This window comes from Pseudomonas sp. RC10-4-2, assembly GCF_050433085.1.
Taxonomy (GTDB): Bacteria; Pseudomonadota; Gammaproteobacteria; order Pseudomonadales; family Pseudomonadaceae; genus Pseudomonas; species Pseudomonas aeruginosa.
Genome location: NZ_JBNPXX010000007.1, coordinates 171,020 through 186,377 on the forward strand (window position 1 = coordinate 171,020; position 15,358 = coordinate 186,377).

Genomic DNA, 15,358 nt, shown 5'->3' on the forward strand with positions numbered 1-15,358 from the left:
TTCTATGTCCGCTTGTTTTGAGCGGTTAATCAATGATGCCCAGGAGGGTTTTTATGAGCAGCAATTCTGCGAAAAGGGGAGAGTTAGCGCGTAAAGCGCGATCAGTTCTCGGAGCTAGCACAGCGGAAGCTGCGCAGTTGGTACATGTATCCAAACGCACCTGGGAACTTTGGGAGTCCGGCCAGCGCGAAATGCCGGAAGCGTCCTGGGAACTCTTTGTTTACAAGATCACCCATGGCATCACTCCGACTGATGAGCGCGAGCTGCTTGTGGTTGTTGACGATAACCAAGCGCCGTTGGATGTCGTTTCGAGTGACACCTTCCTGAACCTCACGGAGCAAGGACCGGGGGAATATGAAATCAGCTCCATGGCTGTGAGTCGCGAGACTGGCCGCCAGTACATTCACCGCACTCGCTTCAACCTGAAGCCTTACAACGAACACGTACTGAAATTTGCCGAGCGCCATCGGCAGTGGGATTGATATTGAATGTCAGGGGGGGAGATGCTTTAGGACACCGCTGCGGATGCTGTCTAGATCCGCGGCGGTGAACCCTAGAAGGGAGCGCTGCGCATATTGGACTTCAGGAGCGCCAGGCTCAGCACGGTCCCTCAGCCCGTACTGGTGAACCCGCGCGATGCGTGCGATCCGACCAGCGAAGGAAACCGTAATTGCCTGGGCGTCGCCCTTGGCGCGCAGATAGCGCACCGTGCGCAGCTTCTGGAACATCTTGATCTTGCGCCGAATACGGCCCTGCTTGCCGCGCAGTTCGCGTTTCTTGCGTGGCTCGTAGGCGCTTCCGTCGGGGTTGCGCTGTGCCATTACGCGCTTCTGCTGGCTGCGCCGTAGATCGCGGGCGAGCGAACGCGCCAGGGCAGCACGAGGGCCTGGCTCGAGGGCGCGGAGAATCGGCCCTGCCCAGTCTTCCAGAGCCTCGAGGCTGTCAGCCATTGGCCGGGCGCCTGATCTGCGGCGTCTCGAGCATGACGGCCTCGGTGGGCGTCGGCGGCGTCCACTCGGCCAGCAGCTCGCCGTTGGCGAGCATCTGCATCGGCCCATCGACCTCGATGGCCTCGGTGAGCTGGGGCTCTTCCGGGTGACTCACATCGTAGCGGCCATCCTCGCGGCGCTTGACGACGACACGCTCGGTCAGTGGCAGGACGATACCGAGGTCGACCTTGCTGCGGTCGAGCATGTCGGCCTCGAAGGTGATGCCGTCCTGCACCTTGGTGAGGTTGGCCAGCAGATCCGACTGGTTCACCAGCAGCCAGCCGAGCAGCGGCAGAAACACGCTGTCGGGGTGCCCGGCGAAGTCGGTGAGGATCACCTGCAGGTCATAGGCGTATTCGAAGGACAGGCTCTCGGCCGAGGTGCTGCGGACCCGGCCGTTGTCGATGAATATCACCAGGCGGTCGCCGTTGTTCCTGAGTTCCGGCACGGCGGCGAGCAGATGCGCCTTCAGGCTATCGGGCTTGTTCATGGGTAGCCCCTTGGGTGCTGATGATCATGTCGACCTTCGCGGCGCACTCGGCCCAGGCCAGGCCGATACGCTCGACTTCAGTCTGTAGGCCGCCGTTGTCCTTCGGTCCCGCTGACTCCAGGCTGCAGGGCGTCACGGCGGGACAGCCACTGATGGTAAGCGGCCGCTCCGGTGATAGCGGGGCGCTGTTGCAGCCGGCGAGCAACATCAGGCAGAGGCTGATCAGCCCACTGGCGATAGGGTTCATCGTCACGTTTCAGGTCCTCGATCAAGCGTTCGCGGATGGCCAGCGCCTGGCGCAGCTGCTGCCGCTGTTGGTCCAGATCGGCCTGGGCCTGACGCTCGCGGGAAAGGGCGGCCTCGAGGGCCGTGATGGTGCCGGCCTGGCGGGAAAGTTGGGCGTCGCTGGCTTTCCTCGCCAACTCGGCCTGGGCCAGGCGGGCCTGCGCCAGGTCGATGCGCTGATGCTGCACCCACAGGAGCAGGCCGAGGGCGCTGAGCAGGGCGGCGCCGTATAGGGCCTGGCGGAGAATCGTCATTTTCGGTACCAGCCGGCGGCGTTCATGGCCGCTTCATCCAGGGACTGCACGTCACCGCAGATGACCAGCGGAGGAACAGCCATCACATGCTTGAGCGCGTCGGCCATCTTTTGGCAGTCCTCCATCGGTGTGTCGCGCGGTAGTACCACGGCCACACAACCAGTCGGAGACAGCTTGGTCATGCGCTCCAGAAGCTCCTTGTAGGGGAAGTGCTCCCCAGACTGCGCGCCGGTTCTCATATCGTCTCCTTGTGCGCTTCGGTGTGCTGTTTATAGGCATGCTCAAGCTTCACGTCGTAGAGGTTCCGCTTGTAGTCGGGGCCGTTGTAGAGGCGGGCGAAGTCGGCCCATTTGCGAGCCTTCAGCGCCTTGTGTAGCGCCGGGTCGGTGTCGATGAAGCGGACGAACGCTTCGAACTGAGCCGACTCGCTGCGCCCCATGGCCTCGGCGAAGGCCTGCACGCTGATGTAGCCCAGGCGTTGCCAGTGGAAACCCATGATCTGGAAGGCTCCCCAACTGGCCGACTCCAGTGCGGCGGTATCGTCGATCTGGCGAGCGTTCGCCAGGCGCTGGTGCTCGGCGGTTCCGCCGGCATAGCCGCCCGGGCGAGGATTCACCAGCGCGGGGAACTGTGCGGCCAACTGGTCGGCGGTGACCTGATCGTGGGCGGCGAGACGGCGGTACATGATGTGGCGTTCGAACAGGATTGCCGGCTTGCCGTTGCCCAGGAACCCCTGGCCGTTCGACTCGACCTGATTGACCGCATAGATCGTCGCCAGCGGCAGGCCGAGGCGAGTTGCGGCGGCGACGAGGTCGGCGTTCTGCAGCAGGTGCGAGCAATCAGCTCCGCCGAGAGCGGCCAGGGTCTTCGGGCCGGCGATGCCATCGGCGACCAGGCCATGCGAGCGCTGGAAGGCGCGCACCGCGTCCTCAGTGGCGGCGCCGAAGTGGCCGTCCTCGTAGAGGTTGGCGCCGGCCCAGGTGTTCAGTCGACGCTGAAGCTGGCGGACCTCTTGAGAACGATCACCATATCGAAGGGTCATGCGGATGGCCTCAGCAGGGCGGCGACGTTGCCGCGGGAACGGAAGATCAGCAGGCACAGCAGGGCAGCGACGATGGCGTGCCAGATACTGACCGGTGGGCGGTAGAGCAGGATTTCCAGGCCGCAGATGGCCATGGATGCGCCGAGCAGGCTGGCGAGCAACGAGACGCTGCGGCGGAAGCGGGCGCCGCAGCGCTGGTAGCAGACCAGGCGCAGCGCGGCGGCGATGTAGGCCAGGGCGGCGATCAATGGAACGGTAGTCATGAGCATGTCAGCGACCTCCTCGGATGCGGCGCCACAGGTCGTCGAAGTCGACCTTGTCGACCCAGGCGACCGCCTTGAGGCTGAGAGGAATGACCACCAGGGCGCAGACGAAGGCAGAGAAGGCCAGGTTGGTCAGCCAGGGCACACGGGCGAGGGCAACATCGGCGAACAGGTAGCCGACGCAGGTCGGCAGGATCAGCGATAGCAGACGCGACCAGGCCTTCAGGTCCTGCTTCGTGCCGGTGGCCAGCCAGGCGCCGAGCAGGGCGCCGAACAGCATGCCGCCGTCAACCGGAAGGGTTACGCCCAGGCCGAGGCCCATGATGGCGCCGGCCGTGGCGGTGGTGGTGAGGTCAGCCATGCGGGGTGGTTCCTTGCAAAGTGGTCAGTCCCATAGGTTCACCATCTGCCGTTCCGGGGCGGCTGTCGGAATGTCCGGCATGGTGACCTTGAGGCCAGGGGGGAGGGTGGGGCCGTGGTCGGCCAGGCCGTGGTTCGCCTCGAGGACCGCCTCGGTCACGCCGGCGGTGCGGCCGTAGTGCCGCCAGCACAGCGCCTCGACGGTGTCGTTCTGGTGGGCGATCGCGACGGCGGCCATCAGATCAGCTCCACCGTTGTGCGGGGACGCTTGAGAAAGTCGCGGATCGCCCAGCGCTGGTCGCGGCGGTAGTCGTCGATGGTGGTTGCGATGTCCTGGGCCTTGTCATTGCCGCTGGTGGTGGTGTCGTACCAGCGGTAGCGCTCGGCCACTTCGGCAGCGGTGGCAGACTGCACTGCGCGCAGATACAGCTGCACCAGTTCGGAGGTGTCCCGCACCTTGTCGGACGGCACCTGGGCGAGGTCGGCATAGCCGGCCGCGCTCTTCTCAAGGCGCCAGGTCCGCAGCTCGCGGTTGACGCTGATCACCGCGGCAATGACCGCGACTTCGAGGCGCGCCGGATCGACGCTGGAGTCGATGCGCAGGTTCGCCCGCACATGCTCGAGCTCGATGGTGGGCCAGAAGGGATCGCTGTTGATGTGCCCGCTCGGGACCGGGCCGTTGGCGATGAATCCGCTCATGCTGCTGCTCGCTTGAGGTCGCCGGTGGTCGGGGCGTCACTGCTCAGGAAGGAGAGGACCTGGCAGATCGGCCCCGAGCCGGCGGGGCGCGGGGTACGCTCGGTCAACCGCCAGAGGCGGTCAGTTTCTTCTGGAGCCGTTCGGCGGCCTCCAAATCCTTCTTCCCGCCGCACTTGTCGTGCAGCTGGATCGCGCGCTTGAGCAGATCGATGCCGGCTTGCACCTGCCCGGGTTGACCGGGGCTCTCCACAGAAAGGCCTTCCAGGGTGGCATGGCCGGCGGCGAGGTAGAGCTTCGCGCGGGCTTCGTCGGGCATGTCGGCCTGGTCGGTGAGCAGGAGGGTGCGATGCAAGGTCGCAAGGTCGAAACTGCCGCCGGTCTTCTGTGCCTTGAGCGCGGCCTCGGCGATCTCTTCGGCGATGACGCAGCCGGCGGTACGCGCGAAGCGGTCGGGCATGACCAGGTCGTGTGCGAGCACGTAGTCGGCGATGTCCAGGGCGCCGGCGTAATCGCCGGCATCGATGCGCCAGAGCATGACGGTGGTGATCACCTCGTCCTGGGCGCCCTTGCCGGCCTGCAGCACGCCGGAAATGTACGGCTGGTAGGCCGGCAGCAACTCGACCTTGAGCGCTGCCTTACCTTCGCCGGACTGGATGTTCTTCAGGCGGCTACGATCCTGATACAGCTGGGCGAGCTGCAGCTCATAGGCGTTCGCGCCTTCCATGCCCTGGTGCGGGGCAGTGGCCGCCGCCTCTTGAGCGGCGGTCACGCGCAGGAAGTGCGCCTTGGCGGGACTGAAGGCCATGTCATCTACTCCGCGACTTCGATGTTCTCGACCACGCAGCCGAGGCCGTAGTCCTCGACGACGTAGGCGTCGTTGCTGGACTCGTAGTTCTCGATGCGGTTCTTCTCCGGTACCTCCTTCAGGTAGCGGCGGCGACCGCCGATCTGCCAGTAGAGCGACAGGTTCTTCAGGGTGGTGACCATGAGGCCCTTCTCGGGCACGTAGGGCACTTCCACCGGCGGCAGGCCGCCCATGCGCTTCTGCGACAGGATGAGGTCGGTGGCGATCTTCTCGGTTGCCGGCTGGTCCTTGTTCACCATCGGGAAGTACTTGTCGTGGACCAGCTCGCGGCCGAGGATCACCACCAGGCCCGGGTCACGGCGGTGCCAGGGATCGATCAGGCTGCTGACCACGTCGAACACCAGGGCGTCGAGGTTCTTGTAGTCGGCGTCGGCGCCGTTGCCGACTACCACCTTGCCGGCGGTCTTCCCTTCTTTCAGTACCCGTGCCGGAGCGTTGTTGCGGTACTGCTGGAACCAGCCAATGTTCACGTCCTGCAGCAGCGGGTTGGCGGCGCGGTTGGTGGTAGCCGCGGCGCTGGTACCGTTGAAGCCGATCATCAGGCGGTCGAGGGCCTGGCGCTTGAGGATCGCGTCGCGCAGCAGGGCCTGGAACTCCGGGAACTTGGCCCAGGCGTCGAGCATGGCGTAGGTGATGGCGGTGTCGAAATCGGTGTGCTTGCACTCGTAGCGCTGGTTGTCGAGCGCGGACACGTCACGCGGCTTGCGTACACCGTCGCCGGTGGTATCGGTACGGCTGGCGATGGTGCCGCTGACGCCGATGCCGATCTTCTCGCCTTGCAGCTCGTCGACGCCGTAGACGTTGATCTGCTTCAGGAACTCGCTGGACTCCTGAATACGTTGCTCCAGCTTCTGCTGGACACTCGGCTCGACGGCGAAGGTCTGGACGGCGGAGTTCACGCCGTTGAGCTTGGCGAGCTGCGCCAGGTAGGCGTCGAACTGTTTGCGGGTTTCGTTGCGCATGGTGCTTTTCCTTTGGATACCGGGGCGGGGGACGGTTAGCAGTCGGTCAGGGCGACACTGCCGCCACCGGTGACCGGGGGCCGCTGCTGTTGGCTGTGGTCCCGGGTGCTATCGAGGGTGCTCTTGAGGTCCGCCAGTTCCTTGGTGACCTTGTCCAGCTGGCTGGCCAGTTGCTGAGTCTGCTTCTTCTGCTCGCCGAGTTGCTCACCCAGGTCGCGGCTGTGCTCGGCGATCGCTTCGACGGCCTCGCCGACCTGGCCGAACTCGGCTTGGGTGCGGGCTTCCTTGCCCTTGAGCAGTTCCTTGACCTTGGTGAACAGCGCCGCGCCGACCGAGGGCTTGTCCTCGTATTCCTCGAACTCGAGGGTGCCCTCTTCGGCAGCGCTGAACAGGGTGTCGGGGTTGGTCTTGCGGCTGGCGAGGGTCCCGTTCTTTGCGCTGAAGGACAGCGCCTCGGTGCCCAGGCTGGCGGGTGAGTCGGTGATGGCCAGGCCGACCAAGTAGGCCTTGCCGGTGTCGGCGAACTTGGGATCGATCTCGACCGAGGTGTAGACCTTCTGCCGCTGCTTGTTCAGTTCCAGCAGCGCCTGGTTGGGCTCCAGTTGGGCGAAGAGGGCAAGCTTCTTCTGCCCGTTGATGTCGATCTCTTCCGCCTTGCACGCCAGCACGTCGCCATAGGCGCCGAACTCACCAGCCGGCCAGGCCCACTTGATGTGCTCGCAGTTGATCCGCGCGCCGTAGGTGTTCGGGTCGTACTGCGCGGCCATCTGCTCGATCCAGTCGCGCTCGATGTTGCGGCCGTCCGTGGTCGCCCCTTCGACGGCGATGCGGAACCATTTGCTGCGGAATTTCTTCATGCCGGGAGTCCTCAATGCGGCTGATGCGGGGTGCATGGCAATGAGGGGCATGTTCGGGACGCGCGCGCGGCCCAGCAATCACGCGGGATTGTAGGGGGCGGAGCTACAAGGGGCGGCGCTACTGAAGGGCGAGGGTGGGCGGCAGCATCTGCGCCATGAACGCTGCCGTCGAAATTCCCATCCGTGACAACCGTCGCCAGGCCAAATTCCTGTACTGGATGGGTTGGCGTGTCTGCGACATCGCCGATCACCTGGGCGAGAAGGACAAGACCCTTCACTCATGGAAGGACCGCGACGGATGGGACCGGGCCGACAGCGTAGAACGGATCGGAGGCGCCCTGGAAGCCCGGTTGGTTCAGTTGATCCTGAAGGACTGCAAGACCGGCGGTGACTACAAGGAAATCGACCTGCTGCATCGGCAGCTTGAGCGCCAGGCGCGGATCCAGCGCTACCAGGGCGGTGGTACCGAAACCGACCTGAACCCCGAGCTTGCCAAGCGTAACGAAGGTCCCAAGCGCAAGCCGAAGCGTAACGACATCAGCGAGGAACTGACCGAGAAACTGGTCGAGGCCTTCCTCGACGGTTGCTTCGACTACCAGAGAGACTGGTACCGCGCGGGTAATCAGCGAACCCGCGTGATTCTCAAGTCGCGACAGATCGGCGCCACGTTCTACTTCGCCCGCGAGGCGCTGATCGACGCGCTGGAAACGGGGCGCAACCAGATATTCCTGTCGGCCAGCAAGGCCCAGGCACACATCTTCAAGGCGTATATCCAGGCCTTCGCGCGCGATGCGGTAGGTGTCGAACTGAAGGGCGACCCGATCATCCTGCCGAACGGCGCGGAACTGCACTTCCTCGGTACCAACGCGCGGACTGCCCAGGGCTACCACGGTAACTTCTACTTCGACGAGTTCTTCTGGACGTTCAAGTTCAAGGAGCTGAACAAGGTCGCCAGCGGTATGGCGATGCAGAAGCGCTACCGGCGGACCTATTTCTCGACGCCCAGCTCGATGGCGCATGAGGCCTACACATTCTGGACTGGCGAGCGCTTCAACAAGGGCAAGCCAGCTGCCGATCGCATCAAGATCGACGTAAGTCATGACGCCCTGCAGCAAGGGCGACTGTGCGAGGACCGCATCTGGCGCCAGATCGTCACGATCCTCGATGCCGAGGCCCGTGGCTGCGACCTGTTCGACATCGACGAGCTGCGTCTCGAGTACGACGCCGAGGCTTTCCAGAACCTGCTGATGTGCCAGTTCGTCGACGACGGCGCGAGCATTTTCCCGCTGACCATGCTGCAGCCATGCATGGTCGATAGCTGGGACCTGTGGTCGGAGGACTACAAGCCGTTCGCGCTGCGGCCGTTCGGTGATCGCCAGGTGTGGCTGGGCTATGACCCCGCCGAGACGGGCGACACTGCGGGTCTGGTCGTGGTGGCACCGCCGGCGGTACCGGGCGGCAAGTTCCGCGTGCTGGAGCGCCATCAATTCCGCGGCAAGGACTTCGCCGAGCAGGCCGAGTTCATCCGCAAGGTGACCCAGCGCTACTGGGTCACCTACATCGGCGTCGACACCACCGGCATGGGCTCTGGCGTCGCGCAACTGGTGCGCCAGTTCTTCCCGGGGGTGCGCACCTTCAGCTACTCGCCCGAGGTGAAGACGCAGTTGGTCATGAAGGCCTGGTCAGTGATCAAGAACGGCCGCCTCGAATTCGACGCCGGCTGGACCGACCTGGCCCAGGCGCTGATGGCTATCCGCAAGACCATCACAGCCGGTGGGCGCCAGTTCACCTATACCGCCGGCCGCAACGACAACACCGGCCACGCCGATCTGGCCTGGGCGCTATTCCACGCATTGCAGAACGAGCCGCTCGAGGGGCAGACCCCCGCGAATACCGGGCGCATGGAGATTTTCGGATGAGCAAACGTCGCAGCCACCGCCGCCAGCAGCCAGTTACAGTCCAGTCCGCCCAGGAAGGCGAGTTCATCCCGCGCCAGGGTGGCCGTGCCGAGGCCTTCACCTTCGGCGACCCGATGCCGGTGCTCGACGGGCGGGGCATCCTCGACTACCTCGAGTGCTGGTCGAACGGGCGGTGGTACGAGCCGCCGCTGTCCATGGAGGGGCTGGCCAAGGCGGTGGGGTCGAGCGTCTACCTGCAGTCGGGCCTGAAGTTCAAGCGCAACATGCTGGCCAAGACGTTTATCCCACACCGCCTGCTCAGCCGGGCGACGTTCGAGCAGTTCTCCCTGGACTGGCTGACATTCGGCTCGGCATACCTCGAGCAGCCTCGCTCTCGCCTAGGCACGCGGATGGCGCTGCAGGCGCCGCTGGCGAAATACCTACGCCGCGGCACCGATCTGGAGACGTTCTACCAGGTGCGCAGCTGGAAGGATGAGCACGAATTCGAGAAGGGCAGCGTGATCCAGCTGCGCGAGGCCGACATCAACCAGGAAATCTACGGGGTGCCGGAGTGGTTCTGCGCCCTGCAGAGCGCCCTGCTGAACGAGTCGGCCACGCTGTTCCGGCGTAAGTACTACAACAATGGCAGCCACGCCGGCTTCATCCTCTACATGACCGACGCCGCACAGAACGAGGAAGACATCGACGCGCTGCGCACGGCGCTGAAGACCGCGAAGGGGCCGGGCAACTTCCGCAACCTGTTCGTCTACGCGCCGAACGGGAAGAAGGAGGGGATCCAATTGATTCCGGTCAGCGAGGTTGCGGCCAAGGACGAGTTCGGCTCGATCAAGAACATCAGCCGCGACGACCAGCTCGCCGGTCTGCGGGTCTATCCGCAGCTGATGGGGGTGGTGCCGCAGAACGCTGGTGGGTTCGGATCCATCAGCGACGCGGCAGCGGTCTGGGCCAGCCTGGAACTGGAGCCAATGCAGGCGCGACTTCGGCAGATCAACGATTGGCTCGGGGAGGAGGTGGTGCGCTTCCAGCCCTATGAGGCACCGATACAGGAGTAAGTTGCCGCACTTTTTTTTGAGTAGCAGTTATTTTCTCTCTGCAGAGAACATTGGGAAAAGTATTCTCTGGCTCTTAAACTTCAAAGTGTCATTGATCGTGATTGTGTTTGCCTTTCTGCGTGTGCCACCAGTGGGGGTGATGACTTCAATTTCAGGGCTCTGAATTATTGCAGTATGTATATCATCTGTATGCGCAGGGGTTTCATTGTAAATGCTCGAATAGAACTCACTGATAGACACCGCGTCACCTGATTCCGAGATGATTCTAGGTATATCTTCAATCAATTCAATTCTAGCGTTCTCCCTGTCGCTGTCTCCAAACAGGTAGAGAGTTCCGTCTTCCGCAGGGTCGTAGGATAACATGTTTAGGCCGGACCTTCCGAAGTGAGCCTGTGCGCTGCTATTATCGTGAAGAATGTTGTTATAAACCTGACGTGCCTTGTACGAGTTCGCAAAGTGTATTAGCCAATATCTCCACCCGGAAGGGTTATTAATTGAAAAAGGGCTAACATATGGTGCGCATCTTTTGAATGCTTGAAATACCAATCGTTCAGCCGCGCCCAACCAACTGTTCGTATTTAAATAGTTTTCGAGATTCTTGAGTTCACTTTCAGGTATTCCAATTGGGGCGAGCTGTGTAGCCAGCATGACCGGATCGGACTTTCTTAAAAAGGAAATTAACGCCTCAATTGCGAATGTGTAAAATATTTCGGCGGAAGGGTTCGAACGTGTTATATCTAGAATTGTTCTCCTGTCGACATGACTGTGGCCACATTGGTCGAGGTTGAAGAGGACGTTTCTACATCTAAGCTTGGATAGCAGGTTCTTGACTTTAGGGTAAAGCTGCTCGAAGGGTTCGCTAAAATAAGCAACCTCAAGTGACAATCGCTCCTCCGTGGCCTTGGCTTCTGCAAGAATTGGCGCGAGAGTCTCCTTTAGGAAAGCGGTAACGTTCTTATCGGCATCGTTCAAAATCAGGAAGCAGTCGATAGTGATAAGCCCTAGCCCTTGGGATGCTCGATTTAAATTGATGTGCTTTAAAGCATGTTTTAGCTCTTCAATGAAAATAACTGGAGAACCAGGAGTGCCGCATTGGTAGCGTCCGCCCCCGGAGAATCCATCGATGACTGCTAAACGGAATCTGGATTGTTGGGGAAGCTGGCACCTTACAGTTAGATACTGAAAGAAATACTCTCTTAGTATCTTGTGCTTTCGACGTGAATGATCATCTAGAATGGCGCCGTCCAACCAGTTATAACGTTTTTCTGTCATCTCTAAAGAATTCCCTATCAGATCGAGACTTGACCTAGACTACCTACGATAGTGACAGGCATTTCGTCCCATGTCCGTCCTCGGTACTCTCTACCGTTATCCTTTTTAGATCTCTTCGTATTGTCTTTTCCCCAAGCGCCCCACTGCTTGAAGAAGAAGGCGGTGTCGCTTAGCAAGCACTGTTCATAAATTTCATCTATCCATTCTTCTTTGATTGGGCGAGCTCCTCGCCCACTCTCGCCGCCGACTATCGCCCAATCAATGTTACGTAGATCCACATCTCCCACAGAGTCAATTAGGGGTTCGAATGATATAAATCGTATGGCCGCAGGTACATTTCGTAAGCTCTCTATACGGTGAAGCACTTCGGAGTTTTCTACACTGGTTCCAATCCACACATTAGGAAGAATGTCCTTGATTCTACTCTTTATGATTTCTTTCATGCGTTCAGGACGCTTTGTCAATATTTGATAGCTATGTCGTGGGGTTTCGCGCATGACATTCCAGACGCGAAGAATGAAGTCGTCGTTCACGTCCTCGTGGAATAGGTCGCTCATCGAGTTAACAAAAATCTTCCGAGGTTTCTTCCAAGAGTATGGAATAGAGAGGGATTTCTCGTCCTCTCTGATCACACCATTCCATACAGTGCGCTTGCCAGATTTTCTAGTTAGGCCTTTGTACTTCTCCACGCCCATAGACTCTAAGCGCCTCGCCATCTCCATGGCGTAACAGTTCTTGCAGCCGTCACTGATAATTGAACAGCCCGCAACAGGGTTCCATGTGGAGTCTGTCCACTCGATTTGGGTCTCAGCCATCCCTACACCTGTACGATCGGTCCTGCGTTTGATAGGCATCGCATGTAGAGCAACGCCATGGGCAGAGCACCCATGGTTTTGCATATTTAAACCATCTACCCAAGCATTATGCCTTACCGAAGTCAAGATGGGTTGGTTTTTGGAGTTTATGGGCTGGCTTTCAATGAGCAGGGGATCGGAGTAGTTGCATTGCTCGTCAGAGAGGGGCATCTCGGGCTGACTCCAGCGCGCGCAGTCGTCCCCCCGCCACGCCTCCGCTCTAAATAGACCTCTTTTTCTGCACTTTCTGCGGACCCCAGCCAGCAAGCTTGGCGGGGCGCTGCTGGTGGCTTTCTGCGGTGATGAATCCCTGCGAAACCCTGCAGAGCAGGTGCTTTTCTGGGAGCGGCCAAAGCCCTCTCCTTGCCTGGTTTTCTCTCGACCCCTTGGGAAAAGGTAATTTTGGTAATTTGACAGTTGAAGATGACTGAAGGCCGCGTGGTTCCTGGCTTTCAGCGATTACCTTGAAAGGTAATTTAGGGTAATTGAAAAGGTAATTTTTCTGTAACTTATTGATTTTTAAGGGGGTTGTGAATTGAGGAACTTACCTTCGAGAAAGGTAATTCGATTACCTCAAAATTACCATATTATTACCTTTAAGGATTTTTCATAAACCACTGAAATTAAAGGTAAAAACTCACTTTTCAAAGAGGGATTACCAAAATTACCCCATTTCAATGGGTCAACATGGAACCGGCTGTTGCCCTGGGACGGCAGGTTTGACGGCAGGCTTCCAGGCTCTCTCGCACACGCTGGGAACACTCTGGGAACAAACGCGAGTGAAAATGGATAGTAGGGCCCAGGAATAATGCAGCCTCCAGCGAGCTTGGGGCGTTTCATATGAGTTCGAATCTCACCGCCTCCGCCATATCCGCGTACTGAAAAGCCCCGCTGAGCGGGGCTTTTGCATTTTCGGGGCGCCGCTCTTCCGCACTTCCGGATCGTTTCCGCAGCCTGCCCGGCGTCGATTCGATGACTCTCCGATTTCGTCGGGTAATGGCTTCAGATCACGAAGAAACCGTGGGTTCCGTCGCGACCGAGTTGTTCCACCAGGCCGAACTCCCAGTCCAGGTAGCCCTGCATCGCTTCGCGCGGATTGTCGGTACCTTCGTAGGGGCGGCGGTAGCGGTCGATGCGCGGCGACGCCAACAGGCTTTCGCCGTCTTCCGTCGGCAGGCCCGCGGCGACCCAGGCGCTGGTGCCGCCGTCGAGAAGGAACACCGGCTTGCCGCTGAGTGCCTGGACTTCCGCCACGGCGAAGCGCGCCAGCAGGCTGCTGCCGCAGGTGAGTACGTAGCGCTCGGCCGTGCCCAGCCGTTCCAGTGCCTGCTTCAACTGGCTGCGCAATACCCAGGCGGCGCCGGGGATGTGGCGTTTCGCATAGTTGGCGCTGGCGGTGAAGTCGAGCACCCGGGTGCCCGGTTCGCCCAGCCAGTCGGCGAGGGTGGTCGGGTCGATGGTGTCGGCCCGGGGTTGCCTCGGCAGCGGCGCGCTCCAGGCGCCCCTCTCGCTGAAGTCGGCCTCGGAGAGTCCGTCCAGTACCGCGACCTGCCAGCCCATCTGGGCCAGCCAGGAGGCGCTCATGTTGGCGCGTACGCCATCGTCGTCCACCAGTACCAGGCGCGCGCCGCGCACGCTGGCGACATGGTCGGTTTCCTGAACCAGCTGGCCTCCGGGCGTGGAGCGGGAGCCAGGCAGGTGACCGGCTTCGTATTCCTCGGGCGTGCGTACGTCGAGCAGGTAGGTGGTGCGGTCGTGCTCGTCCTGCCATTGGGCCAGACCGGCCAGGTCGAGGCGTTCGACGCCGGCGCGGTCGGCGACGGCACGGGCGCGCTGGGCGGCGGCCTTGCGAGTGTCCTGGGAGATCGCACCGAAGCGTCGCGTCTGGCCGTGTTCCAGTTGCTGACCGGCCAGCGTCCAGCCGATGGTGCCGTTGCGTAATGCCGCCACCGGGTTGGGGATGCCGGCGTTGAGCAGCGACTGGGTACCGATGATGCTACGAGTGCGCCCGGCACAGTTGACTATCACCCGGGTGCGCGGGTCCGGCGCCAGTTCGGCGACGCGCAGCACCAGTTCGGCGCCGGGCACGCTGATGCCGCCGGGGATACTCATGGTCTGGTATTCGTCGAAACGACGGGCATCCAGGATCACCGCGTCGGCCCTGGCGTCGAGCAAAGCCTGTACTTCCTCCGCGGCCAGCGATGGCGTGTGGCGCTCGGCCTCCACCAGTTCGCCGAAGGCCTTGCTTGGCACGTTCACATCCCTGAACAGCTCGCCGCCGGCGTTGCGCCAACCGGACAGGCCGCCATCGAGCAAGGCCACGTCGCTGTAGCCGAGGTCGAGGAGGCGTTGCGCGGCGACCGGCGCCAGGCCTTCGCCGTCGTCGTAGACGGTAATCGGCGTGTCGCGGCGCGGCACCCGGGCATGGATCTCCAGTTCCAGCCTGGACAGCGGCAGGTTGGCGGCGAACAGGGGATGGGCCTGGGCGAACGGGTCCTCCTCGCGCACGTCGAGCAGCGCCAGCTCCCGGCGGGCGAGGAGAGCGGCGCGGATATCGTGGAAGGTGCGTACGGCGATCTGGCTCATGCGGGGTTCTCTTTCGACAGGTCCCAGATATTGGGCAAGCGGCTGTTGGAATAGCCGGAAATGAAGGGTTTTTCCTCACCTTCGGCGCTGAACACGGCACGCCGTACCGCACCGATATTGGCGCCGTAGACGTGGATACTGATGGATGTGCGGTCGCTGAAGGCGTTGCTCACCTGGTGCACGTCGCCAATGCGTGGCGACAGCGCTTCGACCTCGCCGGGCTCCAGGCGTCGACGGGCTCCGCTGGGATGCGGACGCCCCCCCGCATCGAAGGCGTACGGCTGCGAGTATTCGGCCCCGCGGAGCATGCCGATCAGGCCCCAGACCCGATGATCGTGTACCGGTGTGATCTGGCCTGGCCCCCAGACGAAGCTGACCACCGAGAAGCGCTGCCGTGAGTCGACATGCAGCAGGTACTGTTGGTAGCGCTGTGGATCGGGGCGGGCGCAGTCTTCCGGCAGCCAGTCGTCCTGGCGCACCAGCTCGGCCAGCAGGGGGTGGGCTTGGGTGAGCAGGGTGGATTCGTCGGGACGGCTGTCGAGCAGTGTCGCCAGCTCGCCGATGAACTGGCGCAGGCGGTCGAGGCGCAGGATGGATGACATGCGGGGA

General features: G+C 61.6%; 19 protein-coding genes and 1 pseudogene. 3 read left to right on the top strand and 17 right to left on the bottom strand.

Going from position 1 to position 15,358, the window contains the following annotated elements:
- Positions 1-53: 53 nt before the first annotated feature.
- Positions 54-482, top strand: coding sequence for a helix-turn-helix domain-containing protein (locus FHW81_RS26920; protein ID WP_126130390.1), 429 nt, complete (start codon positions 54-56; stop codon positions 480-482).
- A gap of 9 nt (positions 483-491) precedes the next feature.
- Here FHW81_RS26920 and FHW81_RS26925 read toward each other — a convergent pair whose 3' ends face one another.
- The 13 genes and pseudogenes from FHW81_RS26925 to FHW81_RS26985 all read right to left on the bottom strand — a co-directional run bounded on the left by FHW81_RS26925 (position 492) and on the right by FHW81_RS26985 (position 7,066).
- Positions 492-950 carry a phage virion morphogenesis protein gene (locus FHW81_RS26925; RefSeq protein ID WP_023089204.1) on the bottom strand — a complete coding sequence of 153 codons (459 nt, stop codon included), beginning with the start codon at positions 948-950 and terminating at the stop codon, positions 492-494.
- Positions 943-1,479 carry a phage tail protein gene (locus FHW81_RS26930; RefSeq protein WP_016852031.1) on the bottom strand — a complete coding sequence of 179 codons (537 nt, stop codon included), beginning with the start codon at positions 1,477-1,479 and terminating at the stop codon, positions 943-945. The genes FHW81_RS26925 and FHW81_RS26930 overlap by 8 nt, the downstream gene beginning before the upstream one ends.
- Complete coding sequence (gene lysC, locus FHW81_RS26935) at positions 1,463-1,732, bottom strand: Rz1-like lysis system protein LysC (protein ID WP_231272048.1); 270 nt, start codon at positions 1,730-1,732, stop codon at positions 1,463-1,465. The genes FHW81_RS26930 and lysC overlap by 17 nt, the downstream gene beginning before the upstream one ends.
- Positions 1,656-2,018, bottom strand: a pseudogene (lysB, locus tag FHW81_RS26940) (Rz-like lysis system protein LysB); the annotation flags it as partial. The pseudogene lysB and the gene lysC, both read right to left, overlap by 77 nt.
- A complete protein-coding gene (locus FHW81_RS26945) occupies positions 2,015-2,200 on the bottom strand; it encodes a hypothetical protein (protein ID WP_073663037.1) in 186 nt (61 codons plus the stop codon). The gene FHW81_RS26945 and the pseudogene lysB, both read right to left, overlap by 4 nt.
- 53 nt (positions 2,201-2,253) lie before the next feature.
- Positions 2,254-3,060 carry an N-acetylmuramidase domain-containing protein gene (locus tag FHW81_RS26950; RefSeq protein ID WP_093976157.1) on the bottom strand — a complete coding sequence of 269 codons (807 nt, stop codon included), beginning with the start codon at positions 3,058-3,060 and terminating at the stop codon, positions 2,254-2,256.
- Positions 3,057-3,329 carry a phage holin family protein gene (locus FHW81_RS26955; protein WP_003098380.1) on the bottom strand — a complete coding sequence of 91 codons (273 nt, stop codon included), beginning with the start codon at positions 3,327-3,329 and terminating at the stop codon, positions 3,057-3,059. Before FHW81_RS26955 ends, FHW81_RS26950 begins: the two co-directional genes overlap by 4 nt.
- Position 3,330: 1 nt before the next feature.
- Positions 3,331-3,684, bottom strand: a complete 354-nt coding sequence (locus tag FHW81_RS26960; protein ID WP_003098379.1) for a putative holin — start codon at positions 3,682-3,684, stop codon at positions 3,331-3,333.
- A 24-nt stretch (positions 3,685-3,708) separates the two neighbouring features.
- Positions 3,709-3,921 (bottom strand): tail protein X, encoded by a 213-nt coding sequence (locus FHW81_RS26965; RefSeq protein WP_003098378.1) that lies wholly within the window; start codon positions 3,919-3,921, stop codon positions 3,709-3,711.
- Positions 3,921-4,382: a head completion/stabilization protein gene (locus FHW81_RS26970; RefSeq protein WP_093976158.1), complete on the bottom strand. Its 462-nt coding sequence runs from the start codon at positions 4,380-4,382 to the stop codon at positions 3,921-3,923. The genes FHW81_RS26965 and FHW81_RS26970 overlap by 1 nt, the downstream gene beginning before the upstream one ends.
- A gap of 103 nt (positions 4,383-4,485) precedes the next feature.
- The gene (locus FHW81_RS26975; protein WP_023083461.1) at positions 4,486-5,187 is read right to left on the bottom strand and encodes a terminase endonuclease subunit; all 702 of its coding nucleotides are present in this window, start codon (positions 5,185-5,187) and stop codon (positions 4,486-4,488) included.
- Between the two features lie 5 nt (positions 5,188-5,192).
- Complete coding sequence (locus FHW81_RS26980; RefSeq protein WP_087937296.1) at positions 5,193-6,209, bottom strand: phage major capsid protein, P2 family; 1,017 nt, start codon at positions 6,207-6,209, stop codon at positions 5,193-5,195.
- Positions 6,210-6,244: 35 nt separating this feature from the next.
- Positions 6,245-7,066 carry a GPO family capsid scaffolding protein gene (locus tag FHW81_RS26985; protein ID WP_015967183.1) on the bottom strand — a complete coding sequence of 274 codons (822 nt, stop codon included), beginning with the start codon at positions 7,064-7,066 and terminating at the stop codon, positions 6,245-6,247.
- Positions 7,067-7,221: 155 nt separating this feature from the next.
- Here FHW81_RS26985 and FHW81_RS26990 point away from each other — a divergent pair, with 155 nt between their 5' ends.
- Positions 7,222-8,985 (top strand): terminase ATPase subunit family protein, encoded by a 1,764-nt coding sequence (locus tag FHW81_RS26990; protein WP_093976174.1) that lies wholly within the window; start codon positions 7,222-7,224, stop codon positions 8,983-8,985.
- The gene (locus FHW81_RS26995; RefSeq protein ID WP_093976160.1) at positions 8,982-10,037 is read left to right on the top strand and encodes a phage portal protein; all 1,056 of its coding nucleotides are present in this window, start codon (positions 8,982-8,984) and stop codon (positions 10,035-10,037) included. The genes FHW81_RS26990 and FHW81_RS26995 overlap by 4 nt, the downstream gene beginning before the upstream one ends.
- Before the next feature lie 27 nt (positions 10,038-10,064).
- Here the strand turns inward: FHW81_RS26995 and FHW81_RS27000 are convergent, their stop codons facing one another.
- The 4 genes from FHW81_RS27000 to FHW81_RS27015 form a co-directional block, all read right to left on the bottom strand.
- Positions 10,065-11,309 carry a three-Cys-motif partner protein TcmP gene (locus FHW81_RS27000; RefSeq protein WP_093976161.1) on the bottom strand — a complete coding sequence of 415 codons (1,245 nt, stop codon included), beginning with the start codon at positions 11,307-11,309 and terminating at the stop codon, positions 10,065-10,067.
- Positions 11,310-11,326: 17 nt separating this feature from the next.
- Positions 11,327-12,124, bottom strand: coding sequence for a DUF5131 family protein (locus FHW81_RS27005; RefSeq protein ID WP_093976162.1), 798 nt, complete (start codon positions 12,122-12,124; stop codon positions 11,327-11,329).
- A gap of 1,041 nt (positions 12,125-13,165) precedes the next feature.
- Positions 13,166-14,749 carry a rhodanese-related sulfurtransferase gene (locus tag FHW81_RS27010; protein ID WP_017001968.1) on the bottom strand — a complete coding sequence of 528 codons (1,584 nt, stop codon included), beginning with the start codon at positions 14,747-14,749 and terminating at the stop codon, positions 13,166-13,168.
- Complete coding sequence (locus FHW81_RS27015; protein ID WP_017149109.1) at positions 14,746-15,351, bottom strand: 3-mercaptopropionate dioxygenase; 606 nt, start codon at positions 15,349-15,351, stop codon at positions 14,746-14,748. Before FHW81_RS27015 ends, FHW81_RS27010 begins: the two co-directional genes overlap by 4 nt.
- Positions 15,352-15,358: the final 7 nt, after the last annotated feature.